Annotated in this window: 18 protein-coding genes; 13 read left to right on the top strand and 5 right to left on the bottom strand. The window is 71.0% G+C overall.

Features of this window, described 5'->3' with window-relative positions; translation table 11 throughout:
* Positions 1-11: 11 nt before the first annotated feature.
* The 6 genes from ACH4DZ_RS23065 (at position 12) to ACH4DZ_RS23040 (ending at position 5,807) form a co-directional block, all read left to right on the top strand.
* Entirely contained in the window at positions 12-764 is a 753-nt protein-coding gene (locus ACH4DZ_RS23065) for an amino acid ABC transporter ATP-binding protein (RefSeq protein WP_398289233.1), read from the top strand.
* Between the two features lie 141 nt (positions 765-905).
* On the top strand, positions 906-1,877 hold the full coding sequence (locus tag ACH4DZ_RS23060) for an ABC transporter substrate-binding protein (RefSeq protein ID WP_398289155.1): 972 nt from the start codon (positions 906-908) through the stop codon (positions 1,875-1,877).
* 120 nt (positions 1,878-1,997) lie between these two features.
* Complete coding sequence (locus ACH4DZ_RS23055; protein WP_398289154.1) at positions 1,998-2,975, top strand: LLM class flavin-dependent oxidoreductase; 978 nt, start codon at positions 1,998-2,000, stop codon at positions 2,973-2,975.
* A complete protein-coding gene (locus ACH4DZ_RS23050) occupies positions 2,972-4,048 on the top strand; it encodes an LLM class flavin-dependent oxidoreductase (RefSeq protein WP_398289153.1) in 1,077 nt (358 codons plus the stop codon). The genes ACH4DZ_RS23055 and ACH4DZ_RS23050 overlap by 4 nt, the downstream gene beginning before the upstream one ends.
* Before the next feature lie 275 nt (positions 4,049-4,323).
* Positions 4,324-4,653: a DUF1684 domain-containing protein gene (locus ACH4DZ_RS23045; RefSeq protein WP_398289152.1), complete on the top strand. Its 330-nt coding sequence runs from the start codon at positions 4,324-4,326 to the stop codon at positions 4,651-4,653.
* A 251-nt stretch (positions 4,654-4,904) separates the two neighbouring features.
* A complete protein-coding gene (locus ACH4DZ_RS23040) occupies positions 4,905-5,807 on the top strand; it encodes a S1 family peptidase (RefSeq protein ID WP_398289151.1) in 903 nt (300 codons plus the stop codon).
* A 156-nt stretch (positions 5,808-5,963) separates the two neighbouring features.
* On the opposite strand, the gene ACH4DZ_RS23035 is transcribed toward ACH4DZ_RS23040, so the two are convergent.
* Positions 5,964-6,827, bottom strand: a complete 864-nt coding sequence (locus ACH4DZ_RS23035; protein ID WP_398289150.1) for an alpha/beta fold hydrolase — start codon at positions 6,825-6,827, stop codon at positions 5,964-5,966.
* A gap of 107 nt (positions 6,828-6,934) precedes the next feature.
* Here ACH4DZ_RS23035 and ACH4DZ_RS23030 point away from each other — a divergent pair, with 107 nt between their 5' ends.
* Positions 6,935-7,972 carry an SPFH domain-containing protein gene (locus tag ACH4DZ_RS23030; protein ID WP_398289149.1) on the top strand — a complete coding sequence of 346 codons (1,038 nt, stop codon included), beginning with the start codon at positions 6,935-6,937 and terminating at the stop codon, positions 7,970-7,972.
* Between the two features lie 286 nt (positions 7,973-8,258).
* Positions 8,259-9,341 (top strand): S1 family peptidase, encoded by a 1,083-nt coding sequence (locus ACH4DZ_RS23025; protein WP_398289148.1) that lies wholly within the window; start codon positions 8,259-8,261, stop codon positions 9,339-9,341.
* A gap of 133 nt (positions 9,342-9,474) precedes the next feature.
* Here ACH4DZ_RS23025 and ACH4DZ_RS23020 read toward each other — a convergent pair whose 3' ends face one another.
* The gene (locus tag ACH4DZ_RS23020) at positions 9,475-10,512 is read right to left on the bottom strand and encodes a DUF3533 domain-containing protein (protein ID WP_398289147.1); all 1,038 of its coding nucleotides are present in this window, start codon (positions 10,510-10,512) and stop codon (positions 9,475-9,477) included.
* A 165-nt stretch (positions 10,513-10,677) separates the two neighbouring features.
* Between ACH4DZ_RS23020 and ACH4DZ_RS23015 the strand changes: the two genes are divergently transcribed.
* The gene (locus ACH4DZ_RS23015) at positions 10,678-14,295 is read left to right on the top strand and encodes a DNA polymerase III subunit alpha (RefSeq protein ID WP_398289146.1); all 3,618 of its coding nucleotides are present in this window, start codon (positions 10,678-10,680) and stop codon (positions 14,293-14,295) included.
* Positions 14,292-15,266 (top strand): DNA polymerase thumb domain-containing protein, encoded by a 975-nt coding sequence (locus tag ACH4DZ_RS23010; RefSeq protein WP_398289145.1) that lies wholly within the window; start codon positions 14,292-14,294, stop codon positions 15,264-15,266. The genes ACH4DZ_RS23015 and ACH4DZ_RS23010 overlap by 4 nt, the downstream gene beginning before the upstream one ends.
* 40 nt (positions 15,267-15,306) lie before the next feature.
* On the opposite strand, the gene ACH4DZ_RS23005 is transcribed toward ACH4DZ_RS23010, so the two are convergent.
* Complete coding sequence (locus ACH4DZ_RS23005; protein ID WP_398289144.1) at positions 15,307-15,681, bottom strand: cupin domain-containing protein; 375 nt, start codon at positions 15,679-15,681, stop codon at positions 15,307-15,309.
* A 114-nt stretch (positions 15,682-15,795) separates the two neighbouring features.
* On the opposite strand from ACH4DZ_RS23005, the gene ACH4DZ_RS23000 reads away from it, so the two are divergent.
* Complete coding sequence (locus ACH4DZ_RS23000; RefSeq protein WP_398289143.1) at positions 15,796-16,242, top strand: MarR family winged helix-turn-helix transcriptional regulator; 447 nt, start codon at positions 15,796-15,798, stop codon at positions 16,240-16,242.
* Between the two features lie 172 nt (positions 16,243-16,414).
* Positions 16,415-17,290, top strand: a complete 876-nt coding sequence (locus tag ACH4DZ_RS22995) for an esterase/lipase family protein (RefSeq protein ID WP_398289142.1) — start codon at positions 16,415-16,417, stop codon at positions 17,288-17,290.
* A 104-nt stretch (positions 17,291-17,394) separates the two neighbouring features.
* On the opposite strand, the gene ACH4DZ_RS22990 is transcribed toward ACH4DZ_RS22995, so the two are convergent.
* Positions 17,395-18,450, bottom strand: coding sequence for a lytic polysaccharide monooxygenase (locus tag ACH4DZ_RS22990; RefSeq protein WP_398289141.1), 1,056 nt, complete (start codon positions 18,448-18,450; stop codon positions 17,395-17,397).
* Between the two features lie 166 nt (positions 18,451-18,616).
* On the opposite strand from ACH4DZ_RS22990, the gene ACH4DZ_RS22985 reads away from it, so the two are divergent.
* Positions 18,617-19,081: a GNAT family N-acetyltransferase gene (locus ACH4DZ_RS22985; RefSeq protein WP_398289140.1), complete on the top strand. Its 465-nt coding sequence runs from the start codon at positions 18,617-18,619 to the stop codon at positions 19,079-19,081.
* Positions 19,082-19,135: 54 nt separating this feature from the next.
* On the opposite strand, the gene ACH4DZ_RS22980 is transcribed toward ACH4DZ_RS22985, so the two are convergent.
* Positions 19,136-19,270: a hypothetical protein gene (locus ACH4DZ_RS22980; protein ID WP_398289139.1), complete on the bottom strand. Its 135-nt coding sequence runs from the start codon at positions 19,268-19,270 to the stop codon at positions 19,136-19,138.
* Between the last annotated feature and the right edge of the window lie 176 nt (positions 19,271-19,446).

Raw genomic sequence — 19,446 nt, 5'->3', positions numbered from 1 at the left:
CGGCCGCGCCCATGGTCGACGTCAGGGCCGTCCACAAGAGCTTCGGCTCGCTGGAGGTGCTCAAGGGCGTCGACCTCCAGGTGCGCGCAGGCGAGGTCACCGTCGTCCTCGGCCCCTCCGGCTCCGGCAAGTCCACCCTGCTGCGCACCATCAACCACCTGGAGAAGGTCGACCAGGGCTGGATCAGCGTGGACGGATCCCTGGTCGGCTACCGGCGCTCCGGCGACAAGCTCTACGAACTGCGCGAGCGCGAGATCCTCAAGCAGCGCACCCGGATCGGGTTCGTCTTCCAGAACTTCAACCTCTTCCCACACCTCACGGTCCTGGACAACATCGTCGAGGCCCCGGTCTCCGCGCTGAAGCGGTCCCGCAAGGACGTCACCGAGGCGGCGCGCAGGCTGCTCGACCGGGTCGGGCTCGCCGACAAGGCCGACGCCTACCCGAAGCAGCTGTCCGGCGGGCAGCAGCAGCGCGTGGCCATCGCCCGCGCGCTCGCCCTGGAACCGAGGCTGCTCCTCTTCGACGAACCGACCTCCGCGCTCGACCCCGAACTGGTCGGCGAAGTCCTGGACGTCATCAAGGACCTGGCCCACCAGGGCACCACGATGATCGTCGTCACGCACGAGATCGGCTTCGCCCGCGAGGTCGCGGACACCGTCGTCTTCATGGACGACGGCCGCATCGTCGAACAGGGCGCCCCCGGCGACGTACTCGACGCGCCGAAGCACGAGCGCACCCGCGCCTTTCTCTCCAAGGTCCTCTGAGGCCCTGACGGTCCTCTGACGCCCGACGGTCCTCTGAGGCCCCCAAGGGTCCTCCGGCCCCCGGCCGGCTACCGGCTTCCGGACCGGCAGTTCGGCCGAGGCCCCTTCGTTCACCCTCCGCTCTCAGCACAGGAGTTCACCGTGATATCCCGACGCACCCTCGCCGCCTCCGTCGCAGCCCTCGTCGTCGCCCCGCTGCTCAGCGCCTGCGGCGGTGACAGCGACGCGGCGACCGGGACCGGCTCGGCCGGCACCAAGAAGGTCGGCGACGTCAACATCGGCCCCGACCAGAACCGGATCCGCGGCAAGAAGGCCGACGAGATCGCAGCCCTCGTCCCGGCGGCGATCCGCGAGCGCGGCACGCTGAGGCTCGGCCAGAGCGCCGACGCCTCACCGCCACTCGGCTTCTACGCGACCGACGACAAGACGAGAATCGGCTCCGAGATCGACCTCGCGACCCTCGTCGCCGACACCCTCGGCCTGAAGCTCGACAACGACGAGGTCTCCTGGGAGAACCTCTTCGTCGGCCTGGACAGCGGCAAGTTCGACGCCGTCTTCTCGAACGTCACCGTGACCGAGGAGCGCAAGGAGAAGTACGACTTCGCCACCTACCGTCTCGACAACATCGCGTTCGAGGCGAAGAAGGGCAGCGGCTGGAAGGTCGACGGGCCCGAGGACGTGGCAGGCAGGACGATCGCCGTCTCCTCCGGCACCAACCAGGAGAAGATCCTCGTCGACTGGAGCAAGCAGAACGAGAAGGCGGGCCGCAAGGCGGTCACCATCAAGTACTTCCAGAAGGACACGGACTACTACCTGGCTCTCCAGTCGGGCCGCATCGACGCCTATCTCGGCCCGAGCCCGTCCGCCGCGTACCACGTGTCCAGCGCCGGGCAGTCGGAGATCGTCGGCACGCTCTCGGGCGCCGGTGACGACCTCCAGGGCAAGATCGCCGCTACGACGAAGAAGGGCAGCGGGCTCGTCGACGCGTACGCGGCCGCCGTCAACCACGTGATCGAGGACGGCAGTTACGCGAAGGTGCTCAAGCGCTGGGGCCTGTCGAGCGAGGCCGTCCCGAAGTCGGAGATCAACCCGCCGGGCCTGCCGAAGATCTGACGCCCGGATCCGGGAGCCGGCGCCCGACACCGGTTCCGTTCCCCCGATGCCCCGTGCCGCCGCCGCGGCGCCGCTCGTCGCGGCGGCGGCACGGGAGCCTCCCAGAAAGGTTCTCCTTCCATGACACCACCGAACGGCCGGGGGCTTCTGCACCTGGCCGCAGCCGTCGACCAGGCGGCGGCCCACGACGACGTCTCGGTCCACGTCGAGCTGACGCGGCTCGCGGAGAGCGGCGGGTTCGACTTCGTGACCCTGGGCGACAGCTTCGCGCGGCCGGGGTTCGACGCGCTCGCCGTGCTGGCGCGGGTCGCGCCCGCCACGGCCCGTATCGGTCTGGTGCCGACCGTCACCACCACCCACACCGAGCCGTTCCAGGTCCAGGCCGCCGTGGCGACCCTCGACCGGGTGAGCCGTGGCCGGGCGGGCTGGTGTATCGACGTGTCGACCACCGAGGGCGAGGCCCGCCTCTTCGGCCGTCGGCACGCGGCGCCCGTCGACACGCTGTGGCACGAGGCGGGACAGGTCGCCGACGTGGCCGCCCGGCTGTGGGACAGCGCCGACCAGGGAAATGCGCACCCTGGCCACTCCCCGGTACGGGTCGTCGACGCCACGGACCGGCACGCCCGCGCGACAGCCGCCCGGTACGCGGACGTGGCACTGGTCCAGGGCACGAACCCGGGCCAAGTGGGCGCGATACGGGCCGAGTTGCAGGCTTCCGCGCTCGCCCACGGCCGGGACCCGGACGAGCTGCGGGTCCTCGCCGCCCTCACCGTCGACCTCGGTGACGGCGAACGCGCGGCCGAGCCGGGCCACGGCGGGGGAGGTCCCCGGCAGACCGCGCAGGGCCCGCTGTACCGCGGCGGGCCCGTCGACCTCGCCGAACTGATCGCCGCCTGGCACGAGACCGGTGCCGCCGACGGCTTCCACCTCACCCCGGTCGAGCCCCGCCGGGACCTGGAACGCCTGGTCAACGGCACGGCCGCACTGCTTCAGCACCGCGGGCTCCTGCGCACCTTCTATCCGGGCAGCACGCTCCGCGAGCACCTGGGGCTCGGCCGGCCCGCCCATCGGTACGCCGTGACAGGGGGAACGTCATGACCGTACGGACACCGGCCGGGCAGCCTTCTCGTGAGCCTCTTCTCCAGCAGGTGCACCTCGCCGTCTGCTTTCCCGGGGGCGGCGACACCACCGCCGGGGCCGACTTCGCGTCCTACGAGCGTCTCGCGCGCACCGCCGAGCGCGGTCTGTTCGACTTCCTCCTCCTCGCCGAGGAGCCACGGCCGGCCGGCCCCAGGGGACGCATCCCCGACCTGGATCTGGACCTGGACCTGGGCCTGGATCTGGACCCGGACGCGGCCGGACGGCCCGAACCGGTCACCGTGCTGAACGCGCTCGTCGCCCTCACCGAGCGGATCGGGCTGGCCGCCACGGTCGACACGGCCTTCAACGAGCCGTACGAACTCGCCCGCAGACTCGCCACGTTGGACCACCTCAGCGCGGGGCGCGCCGCCTGGAACGTGGCTGCCTCCACCGACCTGCTCGCCCGCGTCGCCGAATTCCTCGACGTCTCCCGGGAGTTGTGGGACTCGTGGACGCCGGACGGCATCGTGCGCCCGTTCGCGCACCGCGGGCAGTACTTCGACATCGCGGGCGAGTTCACCGTGCCGCGCTCTCCGCAGGGCCACCCCGTTGTCATCCGCCCCTGCGACGACTCGCCGCAGGGGCGCGAGTTCGCCGCGTCCACCGCCGACGTGATCCTCACGCGGCACGGCGCCCCGGAGGCGGCCCGCGCGCTCTACGCCGAGGTGAAGGGCCGCCTCGCCACGTACGGCCGTGACCGCGCGGACCTGAAGATCATGGCCGAGGCCACCGTCGTGCTCGGCGACACGGCCGCCGAGGCGTGGCAGAGGGCCGCCGGGGCCGGGGCGTCGGACGGCCGGCGGTCCTTCGTCGGCACACCGGAGTCCGTCGCCGCCGAGATCGACGACTCCGTACGGACCGGCGCGGCCGACGGCTTCGTCCTCGTACCGCATCCGGCGCCGGGCGGCCTCGACGCATTCGTGGACCGGGTCGTACCACTGCTCCAGGAGCGTGGCGCGTTCCGTGCGGAATACGCCGGTACGACGCTGCGCTCCCACCTCGGGTTGCGCGATCCCGTCTGGAAGGGCTGATCACCTGACGACGGACGGCCGATGACTGGAAGCACTGGCACGAGCGGCGCACCGGGACGCTGTCCGCGCCGCACGGCCCCCGAGCGCGCCGGCGCTCCGCGGGACGCACTGGATCGAAGATCATCCGGAGGGGCGAATTCCGGACACGCCCGGCCGCTGGGCCGTCGACGGGGACGCGGTGGCGCCGGCGGCCGGGGAGTACGACGGCATCCAGCTAAACGGGCGGCCCTTGAACGGCGAGGTCAGGCTGGTGGCCGACCTCGGTCCGGCGGCCGATGCCCGGGGCGCGTACGGCCAGCGCCGGTTCGTCGTCCTCGTACGCGAGGGCGCCCGGGCTGTGCGTGACTTCGACCCGGCCTCACCTGCCCGGCGGGCGTTCCGCGGCATCGAGGCCACCTCGTACGACCCGCGCTGGTCGGTGCCGGGGCGTTTCACGCCGTACGGGGAGAAGCGGACCGTGCGCGCGGGGGCGCACGACGGTGGACTTCAACAAGGCCCTGCTCCCGCCGTGCGCATTCGCGGACCACTTCGTCTGCCCATTCCCGCCGCCGGGGAATACCCTGGGCGCGGAGATTGCGGCCGGAGAGCGCAACCCGCTCCGGTGACGCGCACCACCCGATCCGCACGCGACCCGCACATCGGTGCCGAAGAGATCAACTCCCGTGGGCCATACGTAAGTTGAACGCCGTACGGCCGAAAGGCGCCCTTGCGTCGTTCGGGTGCGCGGCCAAATACTCCCCCCAGCGCCTTGTCAGGGGCACGGCGTATCCGGAATCCGGACACTCTGCCTCTGGCGTGCGCCTCACGGGCCCCGACCCCACGCGGGCCCCCGACTTCCCTTTGGAGGGAACGAGCAGTGAGGACCAAGCGCACCACCCCCCGTAGCGGCATAGCGAGACGGACCCGGCTGATCGCCGTGACCACCGGACTCGTGGCCGCGGCCGCGTTCACCGTCCCCGCGGCCAACGCGAACGACGCGTCGACGTTCGGCACCACCCAGCTGAAGAGCGCCAACTCCGCGGTACTCAAGGCCGATGTGCCCGGTACCGCCTGGGCGACCGACGCCAAGACCGGCAAGGTCGTGGTCACGGTCGACAGCACCGTCTCGAAGGCGGAGATCGCGAAGATCAAGCAGGCCGCGGGCGCCAACGCCGGAGCCCTGCAGATCAAGAGCACCCCGGGCAAGATCAACAAGTTGATCAAGGGTGGCGACGCCATCTACGCGACCAGCTGGCGCTGTTCGCTCGGCTTCAACGTCCGCAGTGGCAGCACGAACTACTTCGTGACCGCCGGACACTGCACCGACGGTGCGGGCACCTGGTACTCCAACTCCGGTCGCACCACGGTCCTCGGGCCGACGGCCGGGTCCAGCTTCCCGACCAACGACTACGGGCTGGTGCGTTACTCGAACACCACGATCGCCAAGGAAGGCACCGCGGGCAGCACGGACATCACCAGTGCGGCCACCCCGAGCGTGGGCACCAACGTCATCCGCACCGGTTCCACCACCGGTACGCGTACCGGACGGGTCACCGCCCTCAACGCGACCGTCAACTACGGTGGCGGCGACGTCGTCTACGGCATGATCCAGACCACGGTCTGCGCCGAGCCCGGCGACTCCGGCGGTCCGCTCTACGGCAGCAACGGTGTCGCCTACGGTCTGACCTCCGGCGGCAGCGGCAACTGCACCTCCGGCGGCACCACGTTCTTCCAGCCGGTCACCGAGGCCCTGAGCGCCTACGGCGTGAGCGTCTTCTGATCGGTACGCGTCAAAGTAGGATCCGTAAGGTCTGACCTGCAGCCAGCAGCAGACGAGCCCCCGCACACCGTTCGCGGTGCGGGGGCTCGTCCTTGCCGCCCGCGAAGGACCGCCGGCCGGAGACGAGCGGACTCGTCCCGCGCACCCCGTGTCGGCTCAGTCGTCGCTCCTCGGTGTGGCGCACAGCCAGTCCAGTACGTCGGGAAGTGCCTCCAGCGCCGAGAAGTGGCCCCCCTTCGGGTCCAGGACCGGGCGGGCGCGGGGGATGTTCCGGGCCAGCCACTCGAAATGGCCCACCGGGGAGAAGGTGTCCTCGGCGCCGTGCCACAGCAGCACGGGCCGGGTGATACGCGCCGGGTCGAAGCCCCAGTGGCTCAGCAGCGCGAGATTGTCGTCGAGCCAGCCGTACGCCGAAGTGCGCAACGCCTCACGGTAGTTGCGCAACAGCATGTCGCTCACGGCCGGAGTGGACACGATCCGCCGGTCGGAGTCGGTGAGGCCGTCCCGGATCGACGCGAGGAGCTGGGCCGGGTCCGTCCGGATCTCGGCGGCCCGCGAGGCGAGCCGCTCCGCGAAGTCCACGGGATCGGTCAGCGCCCGGGTGAACTCCTCGACGTTGGACTCCGCCATCCCCTCGAACCAGTTCAGCCCCTCGCTGGAGGGCGGCGCGAGGCTCGACAGCGCGGCGGCCCGCCGTATCCGGGTCGGCAGCAGCGCCGCACAGGCCAGCGCGTGCGGGGCACCGCCCGACCGGCCCAGCACCGCGAAACTGCCCAGATCCAGCGCGTCGGCCAGCGCGGCCACGTCCCGCGCCGCCTGCGCCACCCGGCGTCCCGGACCGCGGTCGGAATCCCCGTACCCGGGGCGGTCGTACGCGATGAACCGCACCTCGGGGCGCGCCTCGATCAGGTCCTGCGGCACCACCCCGGTCCGGCAGCCCGGTGTGCCGTGCAGCAGCACCACCGGCGTGCCCTCCGGGTCGCCCCACTCCTCGAACGCCAGCCGCCTTCCGTCCCGCATCCGTATCCCGCTAGGCACCTCTGTCCTCCATCTCCCCTTCGCCCGCGCGCCGGAGTTACCGTCGAAGTACACACCTTTTGCGCCCGTTGCGGACCCTGGGGGTCGTCATGGTCGAGGAGCTGGTGACGGCGGGAGTGGCACTCGCGTCCGTCGGAGCGGTGTACGCGATGGCCGCGGCCCGAGTCGTCAAACAATACGAGCGCGGAGTGGTGCTCCGGCTCGGGAAACTGCGATCCGGGGTGCGTGGCCCGGGATTCACCATGATCGTGCCCTTCGTGGACCGGCTCCAGAAGGTCAACATGCAGATCGTTACGATGCCGGTGCCCGGGCAGGACGGCATCACCCGGGACAACGTCACGGTGCGGGTCGACGCCGTCATCTACTTCAAGGTGGTGTCCGCCGCCGACGCGGTCATCAAGGTCGAGGACTACCGGTTCGCGGTCTCGCAGATGGCGCAGACATCCCTGCGTTCGATCATCGGCAAGAGCGAGCTGGACGATCTGCTCTCCAACCGCGAGAAGCTGAACCAGGGTCTGGAGCTGATGATCGACAGCCCGGCCGTGGAGTGGGGCGTCTCCATCGACCGGGTCGAGATCAAGGACGTGTCGCTGCCGGAGACGATGAAGCGGTCCATGGCGCGCCAGGCGGAGGCCGACCGTGAGCGGCGGGCCCGGGTCATCAACGCGGACGCCGAACTGCAGGCCTCCAAGAAGCTGGCGGAGGCCGCCGGAGTGATGTCGGAGCAGCCCGCCGCGCTCCAGTTGCGGCTGCTGCAGACCGTGGTGGCGGTCGCGGCCGAGAAGAACTCCACGCTCGTGCTGCCCTTCCCGGTCGAGCTGCTGCGGTTCCTTGAGCGGGCCCAGCCGGGGCCGGTCCCGCATCCGGCGCAGCAGGGGACGGCTCATGTGCGGTCCTCGCAGGCGCCGCAGCCACAGCAGCCACCGCAGGAACTGGCCGAATCGCAGCAGGCCCCGGACGGGGCTCCGGACCGGACCTCGGGCCGGACGCCGGGCCGGCCCCAGGAGCTGGCGGCGCAGGCGCAATTGCTGTTGACCCAGTGGCAGCAATCGATGCAGGAGCAACTCCCGCCCGTCGAGACACCGCTGGATCCGGACTCCCGAGGGTCGAAATCCGGACAGGACTAGACCTCACGCAGGGGCGTTGGTTACTCGCTCGTAGTATTTGCAATGGGGATCGACGTGGTGTGACGGCGTTCTTGTCAACGCGCGTCAACCGTGCGGGGGCGCACGTCGGTCGTGGTGCGCGCGTCCTGAAGTCGACCTTGTGTGCCCCGGTAGGGCCTCGGAATAGTGGGTGGTGTCCGTTGGCATGGACGCGGCTTTTTTTATGAGTCGTCACCATTGCCACACACCTTTCGGTCGCGCTGGTCCCCACTACCGCCGCGTCCGACCCCCCACAGGAGGACACGAGTTGAAGCACCGACGCATACCCAGGCGACGGGCCGTCGCGGCCGGCGCGGGCATCGCCGCACTCGTCGCGGGTGGAGTCACCTTGCAGAGTGCGAACGCGAGTGAGAACACACCCGCTCCCGAACCGAAGGTTCTCTCGGTCACGGCGGCCGGAAAGCTCGCCTCGACGCTCGGCAAGGACCTCGGCGGCGACGCGGCGGGAACGTACTACGACGCGAAGGCCAAGAGCCTTGTCGTGAACGTGCTCGACGAGGCCGCGGCCGAGACCGTCGAGTCGGCGGGCGCCAGGGCGAGAGTCGTCGAGAACTCTCTCGCCGACCTGAAGAGCGCCCGTACGACGCTGAAGCAGGACGCGACCATCCCCGGCACCTCGTGGGCGCTCGACCCCGCGACCAACAAGGTCGTCGTCACCGCGGACCGTACGGTCACCGGTGCCGAGCTAACCAAGCTGACGAAGGTCGTCGACGGCCTCGGCGGCACGACCGAACTCAAGCGGACGAAGGGGGAGTTCAAGACCTTCGTGGCCGGTGGTGACGCCATCACCGGTGGCGGCGGCCGTTGCTCGCTCGGCTTCAACGTGGTCAAGGGCGGCGAGCCGTTCTTCCTCACCGCCGGGCACTGCACCGAGGGGATCACCAACTGGTCGGACTCCTCCGGCACCGAGATCGGGGAGAACGCGGACTCCAGCTTCCCCGACAACGACTACGGCCTGGTGAAGTACACCGCGGACGTGGCCCACCCGAGCGAGGTGAACCTCTACAACGGGTCCGCGCAGCAGATATCGGGGGCCGCGGAGGCGACCGTCGGGATGGAGGTCACCCGGAGCGGGTCCACGACCCAGGTGCACGACGGGTCGGTGACCGGTCTGGACGCGACCGTGAACTACGGCAACGGCGACATCGTCAACGGGCTCATCCAGACCGATGTCTGCGCCGAGCCGGGGGACAGCGGCGGGTCGCTGTTCTCGGGGAGCAGCGCGATCGGGCTCACGTCCGGTGGCAGCGGTGACTGCACCTCCGGCGGGGAGACGTTCTTCCAGCCGGTGACCGAGGCGTTGTCCGCGACGGGCACGCAGATCGGCTGACGGCTCCGCCGTCCCGCCGAGCGGACGCGAGCCCCGTTCCCACCTGCCTGGTGGGAACGGGGCTCGCGCGTTGTTCGCAGGGTGCGGGTCCGGCGGGGGGCGCGCCCAGAAGATTGCGCAGTTCCCCGCGCCCCTAGAAGCCGCGGGGCTGAGCCTGTCGTTTGTGTGAGCCTGCCGCCAGGGTGATCGCGGTTCCCAGAGCGGCCCAGGCCGCCAGGACCAGCATGGAGACGGTGATGTCGTTGGACTTGAAGTAGGCGATCGAGCGGACCGCCCAGGTGCCGGCGCCCGGGGGCAGGGCGGGGCCGATCGCCTTCCAGAAGGGCGGGAGCATTGGCGGTGGGAGGGCGCCGCCCGCGCTCGGGTTGCCCAGGATCACCACCAGCAGGACCGCCACTCCGATGCCGACGATCCCGAAGACGCACTGGAGCGCGAGGGTGGCGGCCCCCACCGCGAAGGTGATGAGCGCGCCGAGTCCCCAGAGGGCGGCCACGCTTCCCGGCAGAGCGCCCAGGACCGGTCCGACGATGACCGCCCCGCCGAGTCCGCCGACGATCGCGACCAGGGCCATCGCGGCGAGCCGGATCACCGCGCGCCGGAGATTGGCCGGCCGCGCCCCCGCGCTGATCGCCAGCGCCGACGCGCACAGATAGCCGCCCACGCACCAGCCGACGACCAGGTAGAACGGCGTGAGCCCGTTGGCGTCCTGGGCGTCGGCCGGGGCCACGTCGACGGTCCGGACCGTGCGCCCCTGGTCCTTCTCCAGTGCGGTGGTGAGGGAGATCAGGGCGTTCGACAGGGTCTTGCCGCCGCCGGAGGCGACCAGCAGGGTGTCGGTGGTGCCGCCCGGGTCGACCAGCAGGGCGCCGTCGATGTCGCGGTGCGCGATCCGCTCGCGTGCTGTCGCCTCGTCGGTGAGCGGCCGGGGGTCCAGGGGGTCGCCGGGCAGTTTTTCGAGCCGGGCCACCGTCTGCCCCGCGGCGGAGCCCGGCGCGACCACCCCGAACGCCACGTCCTTCGGCTTCGGATGGTGCAGCGCCCCGACGTAGGAGGCGATGAAGAGCAGCTGCAGGGCGACCACGCCGATGACGAGCAGCGTGGCCCGCGGGGTGACCGCGTCCTTGACCTCGTCGAGGAAGGACTTGGGCGGGTCCTCTGCTGTCCGTGCCATGTCCTTACGGTCCGGCTGCCGCGGTGTTCGCGCAGGTGGGACGGGTCCGAACGGATGTCGCACAGATGTTCGATGCGTGGTCTGCGGATGGTCTATGGTGGAGATGAGGAACTTGGGAACTAATGTTCGAGGGCTAGGTGAAAGCCCCTGGTGGTGGAGGTGCGCGTGTCCGGCTTCACGCATCTGCACACCGCTTCCGGTTACTCCCTGCGGCACGGGGGCTCCCACCCGGAGCGCCTCGCCGAGCGGGCCTCCGAGCGGGGTATGGACGCGCTGGCGCTCACCGACCGGGACACCGTCGCGGGCGCGGTCCGCTTCGCGAAGGCCTGTGCCGCGCGGGGTGTGGGCGTGCGCCCGCTGTTCGGGGTCGACCTCGCGGTCGAAGGGCCCGCCGGAGGGCTGCCGGAGGGCGGGCCCGGCGATGGACCCGCCGGAGGGTTCGGGCAGAGGTCCGGCGAGGAGTCCGTACGGGGCGGACGGCGCCGGGTTCCTGTGCGGGGCGGTGCCTTCATCGACGAGTCGACACCTCGCGTGACCTTCCTCGCCCGGGACGGCGGGAAGGGCTGGGCCGATCTCTGCAGGATCGTTACTGCGGCGCACGCGGCGGGAGAGGGGAAGCCGCTGCTGCCCCGGGCGGAGAACCATGCCGAGGGGCTGACCGTGCTGCTCGGCCCGGCCTCGGACGTCGGCCGCGCGCTCACCGCCGGACGGCCCGACCGGGCGGCGAAACTGCTCGCGCCCTGGCGGGAGGTGTACGGCGACGCCCTGCGCCTGGAAGCGGTCTGGCACGGACGCGAGGGAACCGGCCCCGGCTCGTTGCGGCTGGCCGCCCGTACCGTCGGCTTCGCCGCCGAGCAGCGGGTGCGCCCGGTGCTCACCAACGCCGTCCGGTACGCCGACCCCGGCATGGGCCCGATCGCCGACGTGCTGGACGCCGCCCGCCGGCTGGTCCCCGTCGACCCCCGCAAGGAGCTGGACAGCGGCGAGGCCTGGCTCAAGGCGGAGGGGGCCATGCTCGCCGCCGCCGAACGGGTCGTCGAGGCCGCCGGCTACCGCCGTGACACCGCCCACCGGCTGCTCGAACAGACCCGGGCCGCCGCCGACGAGTGCCGGGTCGACCCGGAGGACGACCTCGGGATCGGCGCCGTGCACTTCCCCGAGGCGCACCTCGTCGGCGCCGGGCGACGCACCGCGCAGCGCGTACTGGCCTCACGGGCGGCGGCGGGGATGACGCGGCTCGGATACGACCGCTCCTCCCGGGCGCGCGAGTACTGGGAGCGGATGCACCGCGAACTGGACATCATCGCCCACCACCACTTCGCCTCCTACTTCCTGACGGTCTCCCAGGTCGTGGACGACGTGAAGGGGATGGGCATCCGGGTCGCCGCGCGCGGCTCCGGGGCGGGCTCGCTCGTCAACCACCTCATCGGCATCGCGCACGCCGACCCCGTCGAACACGGACTGCTGATGGAACGCTTCCTGTCCAAACGCCGCGCGGTCCTGCCCGACATCGACATCGACGTGGAGTCCGCGCGCCGCATCGAGGTCTACCGCGCGATCATCGGCCGGTTCGGCACCGAGCGGGTCGCGACGGTGGCGATGCCGGAGACGTACCGGGTGCGGCACGCGGTACGGGACGTAGGCGCGGCCCTCTCCATGGACCCGGCCGACATCGACCGCATCGCCAAGTCCTTCCCGCACATCCGCGCCCGCGACGCCCGCGCGGCGCTGGCGGAACTGCCCGAACTCCGTTCCCTGGCCGAGGAGTCCGCGCGGAAAGGGGCGAAGTACGGGCGGTTGTGGGAACTGGTGGAGTCGCTGGACGCCCTGCCGCGCGGAGTCGCCATGCACCCGTGCGGGGTCCTCCTCTCCGACGCCTCGCTCCTCGCCCGTACGCCGGTCGTGCCGACCAGTGGCGAAGGGCTCCCCATGTCGCAGTTCGACAAGGAGGACGTCGAGGACCTCGGGCTGCTCAAGCTCGACGTGCTGGGCGTGCGGATGCAGTCCGCGATGGCGCACGCGGTGGCCGAGGTGAAGCGGGCGACAGGCAGTCATGTCGACCTGGACGCCGTCGCCGTCGGGGAGGGTGATCCGGAGACGTACCGGCTCATCCGGTCCACGGAGACGCTGGGCTGCTTCCAGATCGAGTCGCCGGGGCAGCGGGACCTGGTCGGCAGGCTCCAGCCCGCGACCTTCCACGACCTCGTCGTCGACATCTCCCTCTTCCGGCCGGGACCGGTCGCGGCCGACATGGTGCGACCGTTCATCGAGGCACGGCACGGCCGGGCGCCGGCCCGCTACCCGCACCCCGATCTGGAGGGGCCGCTGAAGAGCACGTACGGGGTCGTGGTCTTCCACGAGCAGGTCATCGACATCGTCGACATCATGACCGGCTGCGGACGGGGCGAGGCGGACCGGGTGCGGCGCGGGCTCTCCGACCCCGAGTCGCAGGGGCGGATCCGCCTCTGGTTCGCGCAGCACGCGGCCTCGCGGGGGTACGACGCGCAGACGATCGCCCGTACCTGGGAGATCGTCGAGGCCTTCGGGGCGTACGGCTTCTGCAAGGCGCACGCGGTCGCCTTCGCCGTGCCGACCTATCAGTCGGCGTGGCTGAAGACGCACCACCCGGCCGCCTTCTACGCGGGACTGCTCACGCACGATCCCGGGATGTACCCGAAGCGGCTGCTGCTCGCGGACGCGCGACGGCGGGGGGTGCCGATCCTGCCGTTGGACGTGAACCGGTCGGCGGTCGCACACAGTATCGAACTGGTGTCTGAATCCGGCGGAACCGGCGGAACCGGCGGAACCGGCGGGACGGAAGCGGCCAAGGGGTCCTGGGGTGTCCGGCTCGCGCTCTCCGATGTGCACGGGATCAGCGAGGCCGAGGCGGCCCGGATCGAGCAGGGGCAGCCGTACGCCTCACTGCTCGACTTCTGGGAACGGGCCCGGCCGAGCCGCCCCCTGGCCGGACGGCTCGCGCAGGTGGGCGCGTTGGACGCCTTCGGCGCCAACCGCCGTGATCTGCAACTGCACTTGACCGAACTGCACCGAGGTGCCCGCGGCGCCGGCGGCTCCCAACTCCCGCTGACCGGAGGGCAGGAGACCGCGTCGGCCGGGCTGCCCGACCTCTCCTCGGCGGAACGGCTCAGCGCCGAACTCGGCGTGCTCTCCATGGACGCCTCGCGCAATCTGATGGACGATCACCGGAAGTTCCTGGACGAACTGGGCGTCGTCACGGCACGCCGGCTGCGAGCGGCCGAGCACGGCGAGACGGTGCTGGTCGCGGGCGCCAAGGCGGCCACCCAGACACCGCCGATCCGCTCCGGCAAGCGGGTCATCTTCACCACCCTGGACGACGGTACGGGCCTGCTCGACCTCGCCTTCTTCGACGACTCCCACGACACGTGCGCGCACACCGTCTTCCACTCCTGGCTCCTGCTCGTACGCGGCGTGGTGCAGCGGCGCGGCCCGCGCAGCCTCAGCGTGGTCGGGGCGGCCGCCTGGAACCTCGCCGACCTGGTGGAACTGCGACACGCGGAAGGACTGGACGGAGTGGCGATGAGACTGGCCGAACCGCAGGCGGAGCCCGAGGGAGAGTCCGGCGGAGGGGCTGGGGTCGGGGGCGGGGGCGGCTCCCAGGGGTCGGGAGATCCGACGGGCGGCCGTCGAATCCAGTTGCCCACGGGATACGAAATGCATCCGTGGGCGGATCTGCGCCCGGCGGGCGAGGGGTCCGCGAGCGGAAAGAAACTGTGGCACCAGAGCCCGGGGAGTGCGGGATGACCATCCTCTGCGTACGTTTCCAGCTGCCGCCGATGTACGAGGCCGCCCTGCCCGGGCTCCTCGGCACGTTGGAGGAGTTCACCCCTGTCGTCGAGGCGCTGCCGCCCGACGGGGCGCTGGCCGATCTGCGGGGCGCCGAGCGGTACTTCCGGCGGGACGTCGTGGAACTGGCCTCGCTGATCCGGGTACGGGCGCTCGCCTGGCACGGCGTCGACTGCGCGATCGGGGCAGGACCCGGCCCGTTGTTCGCGCGGATGGCCCTGCGGGAAGCCGCCCCGGGGGAGACCCGGGTGGTCCCCGGGGACCACCGCGCCCTCACGGAGTTCCTGGCGGAGCGGCCCGTGCGGGCGCTGCCCGGAGTCGGCACCGCCACCGCCCGCACGCTGTGCGAGTACGGCCTGGACAGCATCGGCAAGGTGGCCGCCGCACCGCTGTCCACGCTGCAACGGCTCACCGGTGCCCGTACCGGCCGCGAACTGCACGAGATGGCGCGGGGCATCGACCGCGGCCGGGTCGTACCGAACGCCGTCTCACGGTCGCTCGCCGCCGAACGGCCCTTCCCGCGTGACGAGTTGGACCCCGACCAGCACCGGCGCGCGCTGCTCTCCGCCGCCGGGGAACTGGGCTCGCGGCTGCGCGCCCTGGAGAAGGTGTGCCGCACCCTCACCCTCACGGTCCGCTACGCCGACCGGTCGGCGACAACACGCAGCCGTACGCTCCCCGAGCCGACCGCCCACTCCTCCGCGCTCACCGATGCCGCGTACCGCATGTACGAGGCGCTCGGTCTGCAGCGGGCCCGGGTCCGTGGGGTGACTCTGCGGGCCGAAGGGCTCGACCCCGCCGAACAGGCCTCCCACCAGCTCACGTTCGACCCTGTGGACGAGAAGGTGCGGCGCCTTGAGGAGGTGGCGGACCGGGTACGGGAAAAGTTCGGAGCGGGGGCGGTGGTCCCGGGCGCCCTGGCGGCGTGACGCTCCGCGGGGAGAGGGGTGCCCTTCGGGTGGCCCCCGATCAGTTGGCCCAGGGTGGGGTGATGGTCGTGCCGTCCGCCAACTCTGCCTGGAGGCCTATGGACGTGGTGACCCATGAGACCGCGGTCTCGGCGGTCGGATTCTCGACGCTGAGTGTCGCGCCAGGGTTGACGATCACCGTGTCGCCCGCCGCGATCCGTTCGGTGCGGCCGTCGAGTGTCATCAGCAGTTCCCCGGCGAGGAGATGGAAGATCTCCTCACGGTTGACGGTGTGCGCGGGCGCCTTCGTGCCCGCGGGGATCTCACCCCGCCAGGCGCACAGCTCCCTGCTCCCGGTGAGAGGGGTGGCGTACGAGACGAAGCGGGCGCCATGGATCTCATGGGTGACGGCTTCGGACGAGCGGACTACGGGCATGGTCGTCTCCGATGCGTGCTGCGGCGAACGCCAGATGGTCAAGTTGCTTGACCAGGCGACTCGCATCATGGTCAAGCTGCTTGACCAGTTCGTCAAGGGTGTTTCAATGCATGCGTGCAGAACTCCGAGGCCATGGGCCTTTCCGCCGCCCTGCTCGCCGTCGCCGGTGAGCTCACGCAGCGCATCCATGACGGTGTCGTCGCCCGTGGGTTCGAGGGGCTGCGGCCCGCGCACGGGTTCGCCTTCGCCCGGATCGCGTCCGGCGGGGCGACGGTCACCGAACTGGCCGCCCATCTGGGCGTGACCAAGCAGGCCGCGAGTCAACTCGTCGACGAGATCGTCCGCAAGGGGTATGCGGAGCGGCGGCCGTACTCCGGCGACGCGCGTGCTCGGCTGATCGTGTTGACCGGGCGGGGGCGGGAGTGCACCCGGGCGGCGGAGGAGTCGGCCGCGGAGGCCGTTCGGTCGTGGGTCGAACTAATCGGGGAGGGTGACGTCCGGGCGTTGCGCGACCATCTGCTGCGCATTGCACCCTACGGTCCCATCAGGCCCGCCTGGTGACGGTTCAACGGCACGTGTCAGTGCTCCCGCCTATCACTGGAAGTTTTTACTGACGCATAACTTCACACTTTTACTACTCGCTCGTAACTTGAAAAAAGAACAGCATCCTCGTGATCCGGATCACAGGGCGTATGGCCTCGTCACTCCCCTTGAGCCGCAAGGAGATCACCCGATGCTGCCCTGGAAGCACCTGCTCAGACCCCTGTCGGCGCTGCTGCTGACCGCGCTGGTCACGATCGTCCCCGCCACCACAGCCGCCGCCGCCACCGACCGGGCCGCAACCGCGACCAGCAGGGGCTGGAACGACTACTCCTGCAAACCGTCCGCCGCCCACCCGCGCCCCGTCATCCTCGTCCACGGTACCTTCGCCAACTCCGTCGACAACTGGCTGGGCCTCGCGCCCTATCTGGTCAACCGCGACTACTGCGTCTACGCCCTCGACTACGGGCAGCTCCCGGGCGTACCGCTCGTCCACGGACTCGGCCCCATCGACAAGTCGGCGGAGCAGCTGAAAACCTTCGTCGACAAGGTGCTCGCCGCGACGGGAGCGGCGAAGGCGGACCTCGTCGGCCACTCGCAGGGCGGTCTGATGCCACGCCACTACCTGAAGTTCCTCGGCGGTGCCGCCAAGGTGAACGCCCTCGTCGGTATCGCCCCCGACAACCACGGCACCACCCTGAACGGACTGGCCAAGCTGGTCACGCACTTCCCCGGCGCGAGCGAGGTGCTCTCATCGGCCACCCCCGCACTCGCCGACCAGGTGGCGGGCTCCGCCTTCCTCGCCCGGCTCAACGCGGGCGGCGACACCGTGCCGGGCGTCCGCTACACGGTCATCGCCACCCGGTACGACGGGGTCGTCACGCCGTACCGCTCACAGTTCCTCGACGGCCCGAACGTACGCAACATCCTGATCCAGGACCTGTGCGCGCTCGACCTCTCCGAGCACGCCGCGATCGGCCTCATCGACCGCATCGCCTTCCACGAGGTGGCAAACGCCCTGGACCCGTCCCGAGCCACCCCCACGACCTGCCTGTCGGCGATCAGCTGATCTCTTCAGGGGGCGCAGCCCCTTTTCAGGGGCGCGGGGAGCTGCGCGACCAACCATGACCGGCCCCGCAGCTCCCGTACAACCGAACCCCCTACGGTCCCTGCCTACCGGCGGACGCCCGCCCGTCGGCGAACGGACGCGAACATCGCCGCCGCCCCGACCGCCAGCGCCGCGGCCCCACCCACCGCGAGGTACGCGGTCGAGTCGGACCCCCCGGTCTCGGCGAGGTTCGCCGACGCGCCGGCGGGTTCGGCACCATTCCCGGAGCCGTCCGCGGCCTCGGCGGCTCCGGGAGTCTCCTCCGCCTCGGCCCCGGAGTCGGCCCCGGAGTCGGTTCCGGAGGCCGAGTCCGCCTTCGTGCCGGCCGCGGTCGTGACCGAGGCCTGGGTCTTCGGGTCGTCGTCGCCGTGCCCCCCGTGCTCCACGGACGACTCGTCCGCGCCGTCCGCGATCTCCTCGTCGGACGGCGCCGACGCGGCCGGAGCCGCGGAGGCCCCCGCACCCGCGCCGCCCTCGCCGAAGACGACGTCCGAGCAGGTGTAGAAGGCCTCGGGGGAATCGGAGCGCTGCCAGATCGAGTAGACGAGGTGGCGGCCCGACTTGACCGGGACGACCCCGCTGAAGACGTAGTCGCCGTTCTCCAGCTTCGGGTCGGTGACCTTGAGGAACGGCTTCGACTCCAGGTCCGACCACTTCAACGGCTTCGTCGGGTCGTACCCGTCCTTGGTGACGTACAGCTCGAACGAACCCTTGTGCGGGGCGGTCCCCTTGTAACGGAAGGTGCGGTTGCCCGAGGTCAGCTGCGTGGCAGGCCAGTCGGCGCGGGCCAGGTCGAGGCCCTTGAACTTGTCGTTGGCGGCGCTGCACAGCTTCCCGTCGGGGATGATCTCCTTCGACTTCCCGGCGGCGTTGGCGATGTTGACGCCGTTCCAGTCGTAGAGGGCCTGCGTGCCGCCGGCCGCTACCGCCGCCTTGCAGGCGGCGGACTTCGGGCTCTCCGGACCCTCCCCGAAGCAGGCCGCGACCCGGCTCACCGGGTCCGTCATCGAGCCGTGGGCGACGGCGGGAGCGGCGGCGAGCGCGGTCAGGGCGAGCGGGGCGACGCCGACCGCGACGACGGTGGCGATGCGGGCGGCGGCTGCCTGGTGGCGAGCGGGCATGGGGGTACTCCTCGAAACGGATCTGGGGTGCCTGTGATGCCTGGGGGCGATCAGCAAGCTAGCCCCTGGAAACCGTGAAATCGCCTGCTGGGAGCGGGTGGAGGCGATCCTTATGGTGCCGTTAAGGGAGTGCTGAGACTGGGCTCAGGTAGGTACCGTTCCGGTCATGACAGACAGTTCGCGGGAGCCGAGGATCAGGCCGGCCGTCGTCGCCGACGTGGCCGCCGTGCGGGCCGTGACCGATGCGGCGTACCAGCCCTACATCGAGCGGATCGGGGTCGTGCCGCAGCCCATGCGGACGGATCACGCGGCCACGATCGCCGCGGGGCGGGTGTTCGTCACGGGGGAGCCGGTGGCCGGGCTCGTGGTGGTCGAGGCGCACGAGGACCATCTGTTCCTCGACAGCGTCGCCGTCCACCCCGACGCCCACGGGCAGGGCGTGGGACGGCGGCTGCTCACCTTCGTGGACGCGCACGCGCGGGCGCTGGGACTGCCCGAGGTCAGGCTGTACACGAACGCGATGATGTGGGAGAACCAGCGGCTCTATCCGCGGTACGGGTACGAACTCATGGAGCGCCGCGTGGACGGCCCCTACGACCGGCTCCACTACCGCAAGCGGCTCGCACCCTGACTGCCTCTGACCGACTCCGACTGCCTCCGGCCGCCCCGGGGGCCCCGGGGGCCCTCACCCTTCCGGCCACCAGGTGCGCCGGATGTCCTTCCGGACCTCCGGACGCTCGGCCGGGCGCTGGTCGGCCTCTTCCCGTACGCGACGGGAGTCCGACTTCTTCAGTGGCTTCTGCATGGTCATGCGGCGCATAGGGGCCTCCCTTGCGGCTGGTCTGCCGAGTACCGCGTTCTCACGGAGACAGACCATTTCCGGGAGGGTGACTCATCGGTGGCCGCTTGTCAGTGGCGGCTGTCACGTTTCATCAATGAGTCCACATGTCGGACATCTTGTCGGTTTGTACGAAGGATGGGGGTCGGGTGGGGCCC

This window comes from Streptomyces sp. NPDC017991 (genome assembly GCF_044328075.1).
In the GTDB taxonomy this organism is placed as follows: domain Bacteria; phylum Actinomycetota; class Actinomycetes; order Streptomycetales; family Streptomycetaceae; genus Streptomyces.
This window is presented reverse-complemented; position numbering and strand designations above follow the sequence as displayed.

Bases quoted from the DNA above. Each gene is read 5' to 3' on its own strand.
- ACH4DZ_RS22985 (WP_398289140.1), top strand. From the start codon at position 18,617: ATGACAGACAGTTCGCGGGAGCCGAGGATCAGGCCGGCCGTCGTCGCC.
- ACH4DZ_RS23050 (WP_398289153.1), top strand. From the start codon at position 2,972: ATGACCGTACGGACACCGGCCGGGCAGCCTTCTCGTGAGCCTCTTCTC.
- ACH4DZ_RS22995 (WP_398289142.1), top strand. From the start codon at position 16,415: ATGCTGCCCTGGAAGCACCTGCTCAGACCCCTGTCGGCGCTGCTGCTG.
- ACH4DZ_RS22980 (WP_398289139.1), bottom strand. From the start codon at position 19,270: ATGCGCCGCATGACCATGCAGAAGCCACTGAAGAAGTCGGACTCCCGT.
- ACH4DZ_RS23035 (WP_398289150.1), bottom strand. From the start codon at position 6,827: ATGCGGGACGGAAGGCGGCTGGCGTTCGAGGAGTGGGGCGACCCGGAG.
- ACH4DZ_RS23055 (WP_398289154.1), top strand. From the start codon at position 1,998: ATGACACCACCGAACGGCCGGGGGCTTCTGCACCTGGCCGCAGCCGTC.
- ACH4DZ_RS23005 (WP_398289144.1), bottom strand. From the start codon at position 15,681: ATGCCCGTAGTCCGCTCGTCCGAAGCCGTCACCCATGAGATCCATGGC.
- ACH4DZ_RS23045 (WP_398289152.1), top strand. From the start codon at position 4,324: ATGCCCGGGGCGCGTACGGCCAGCGCCGGTTCGTCGTCCTCGTACGCG.
- ACH4DZ_RS22990 (WP_398289141.1), bottom strand. From the start codon at position 18,450: ATGCCCGCTCGCCACCAGGCAGCCGCCGCCCGCATCGCCACCGTCGTC.
- ACH4DZ_RS23030 (WP_398289149.1), top strand. From the start codon at position 6,935: ATGGTCGAGGAGCTGGTGACGGCGGGAGTGGCACTCGCGTCCGTCGGA.
- ACH4DZ_RS23010 (WP_398289145.1), top strand. From the start codon at position 14,292: ATGACCATCCTCTGCGTACGTTTCCAGCTGCCGCCGATGTACGAGGCC.
- ACH4DZ_RS23065 (WP_398289233.1), top strand. From the start codon at position 12: ATGGTCGACGTCAGGGCCGTCCACAAGAGCTTCGGCTCGCTGGAGGTG.
- ACH4DZ_RS23020 (WP_398289147.1), bottom strand. From the start codon at position 10,512: ATGGCACGGACAGCAGAGGACCCGCCCAAGTCCTTCCTCGACGAGGTC.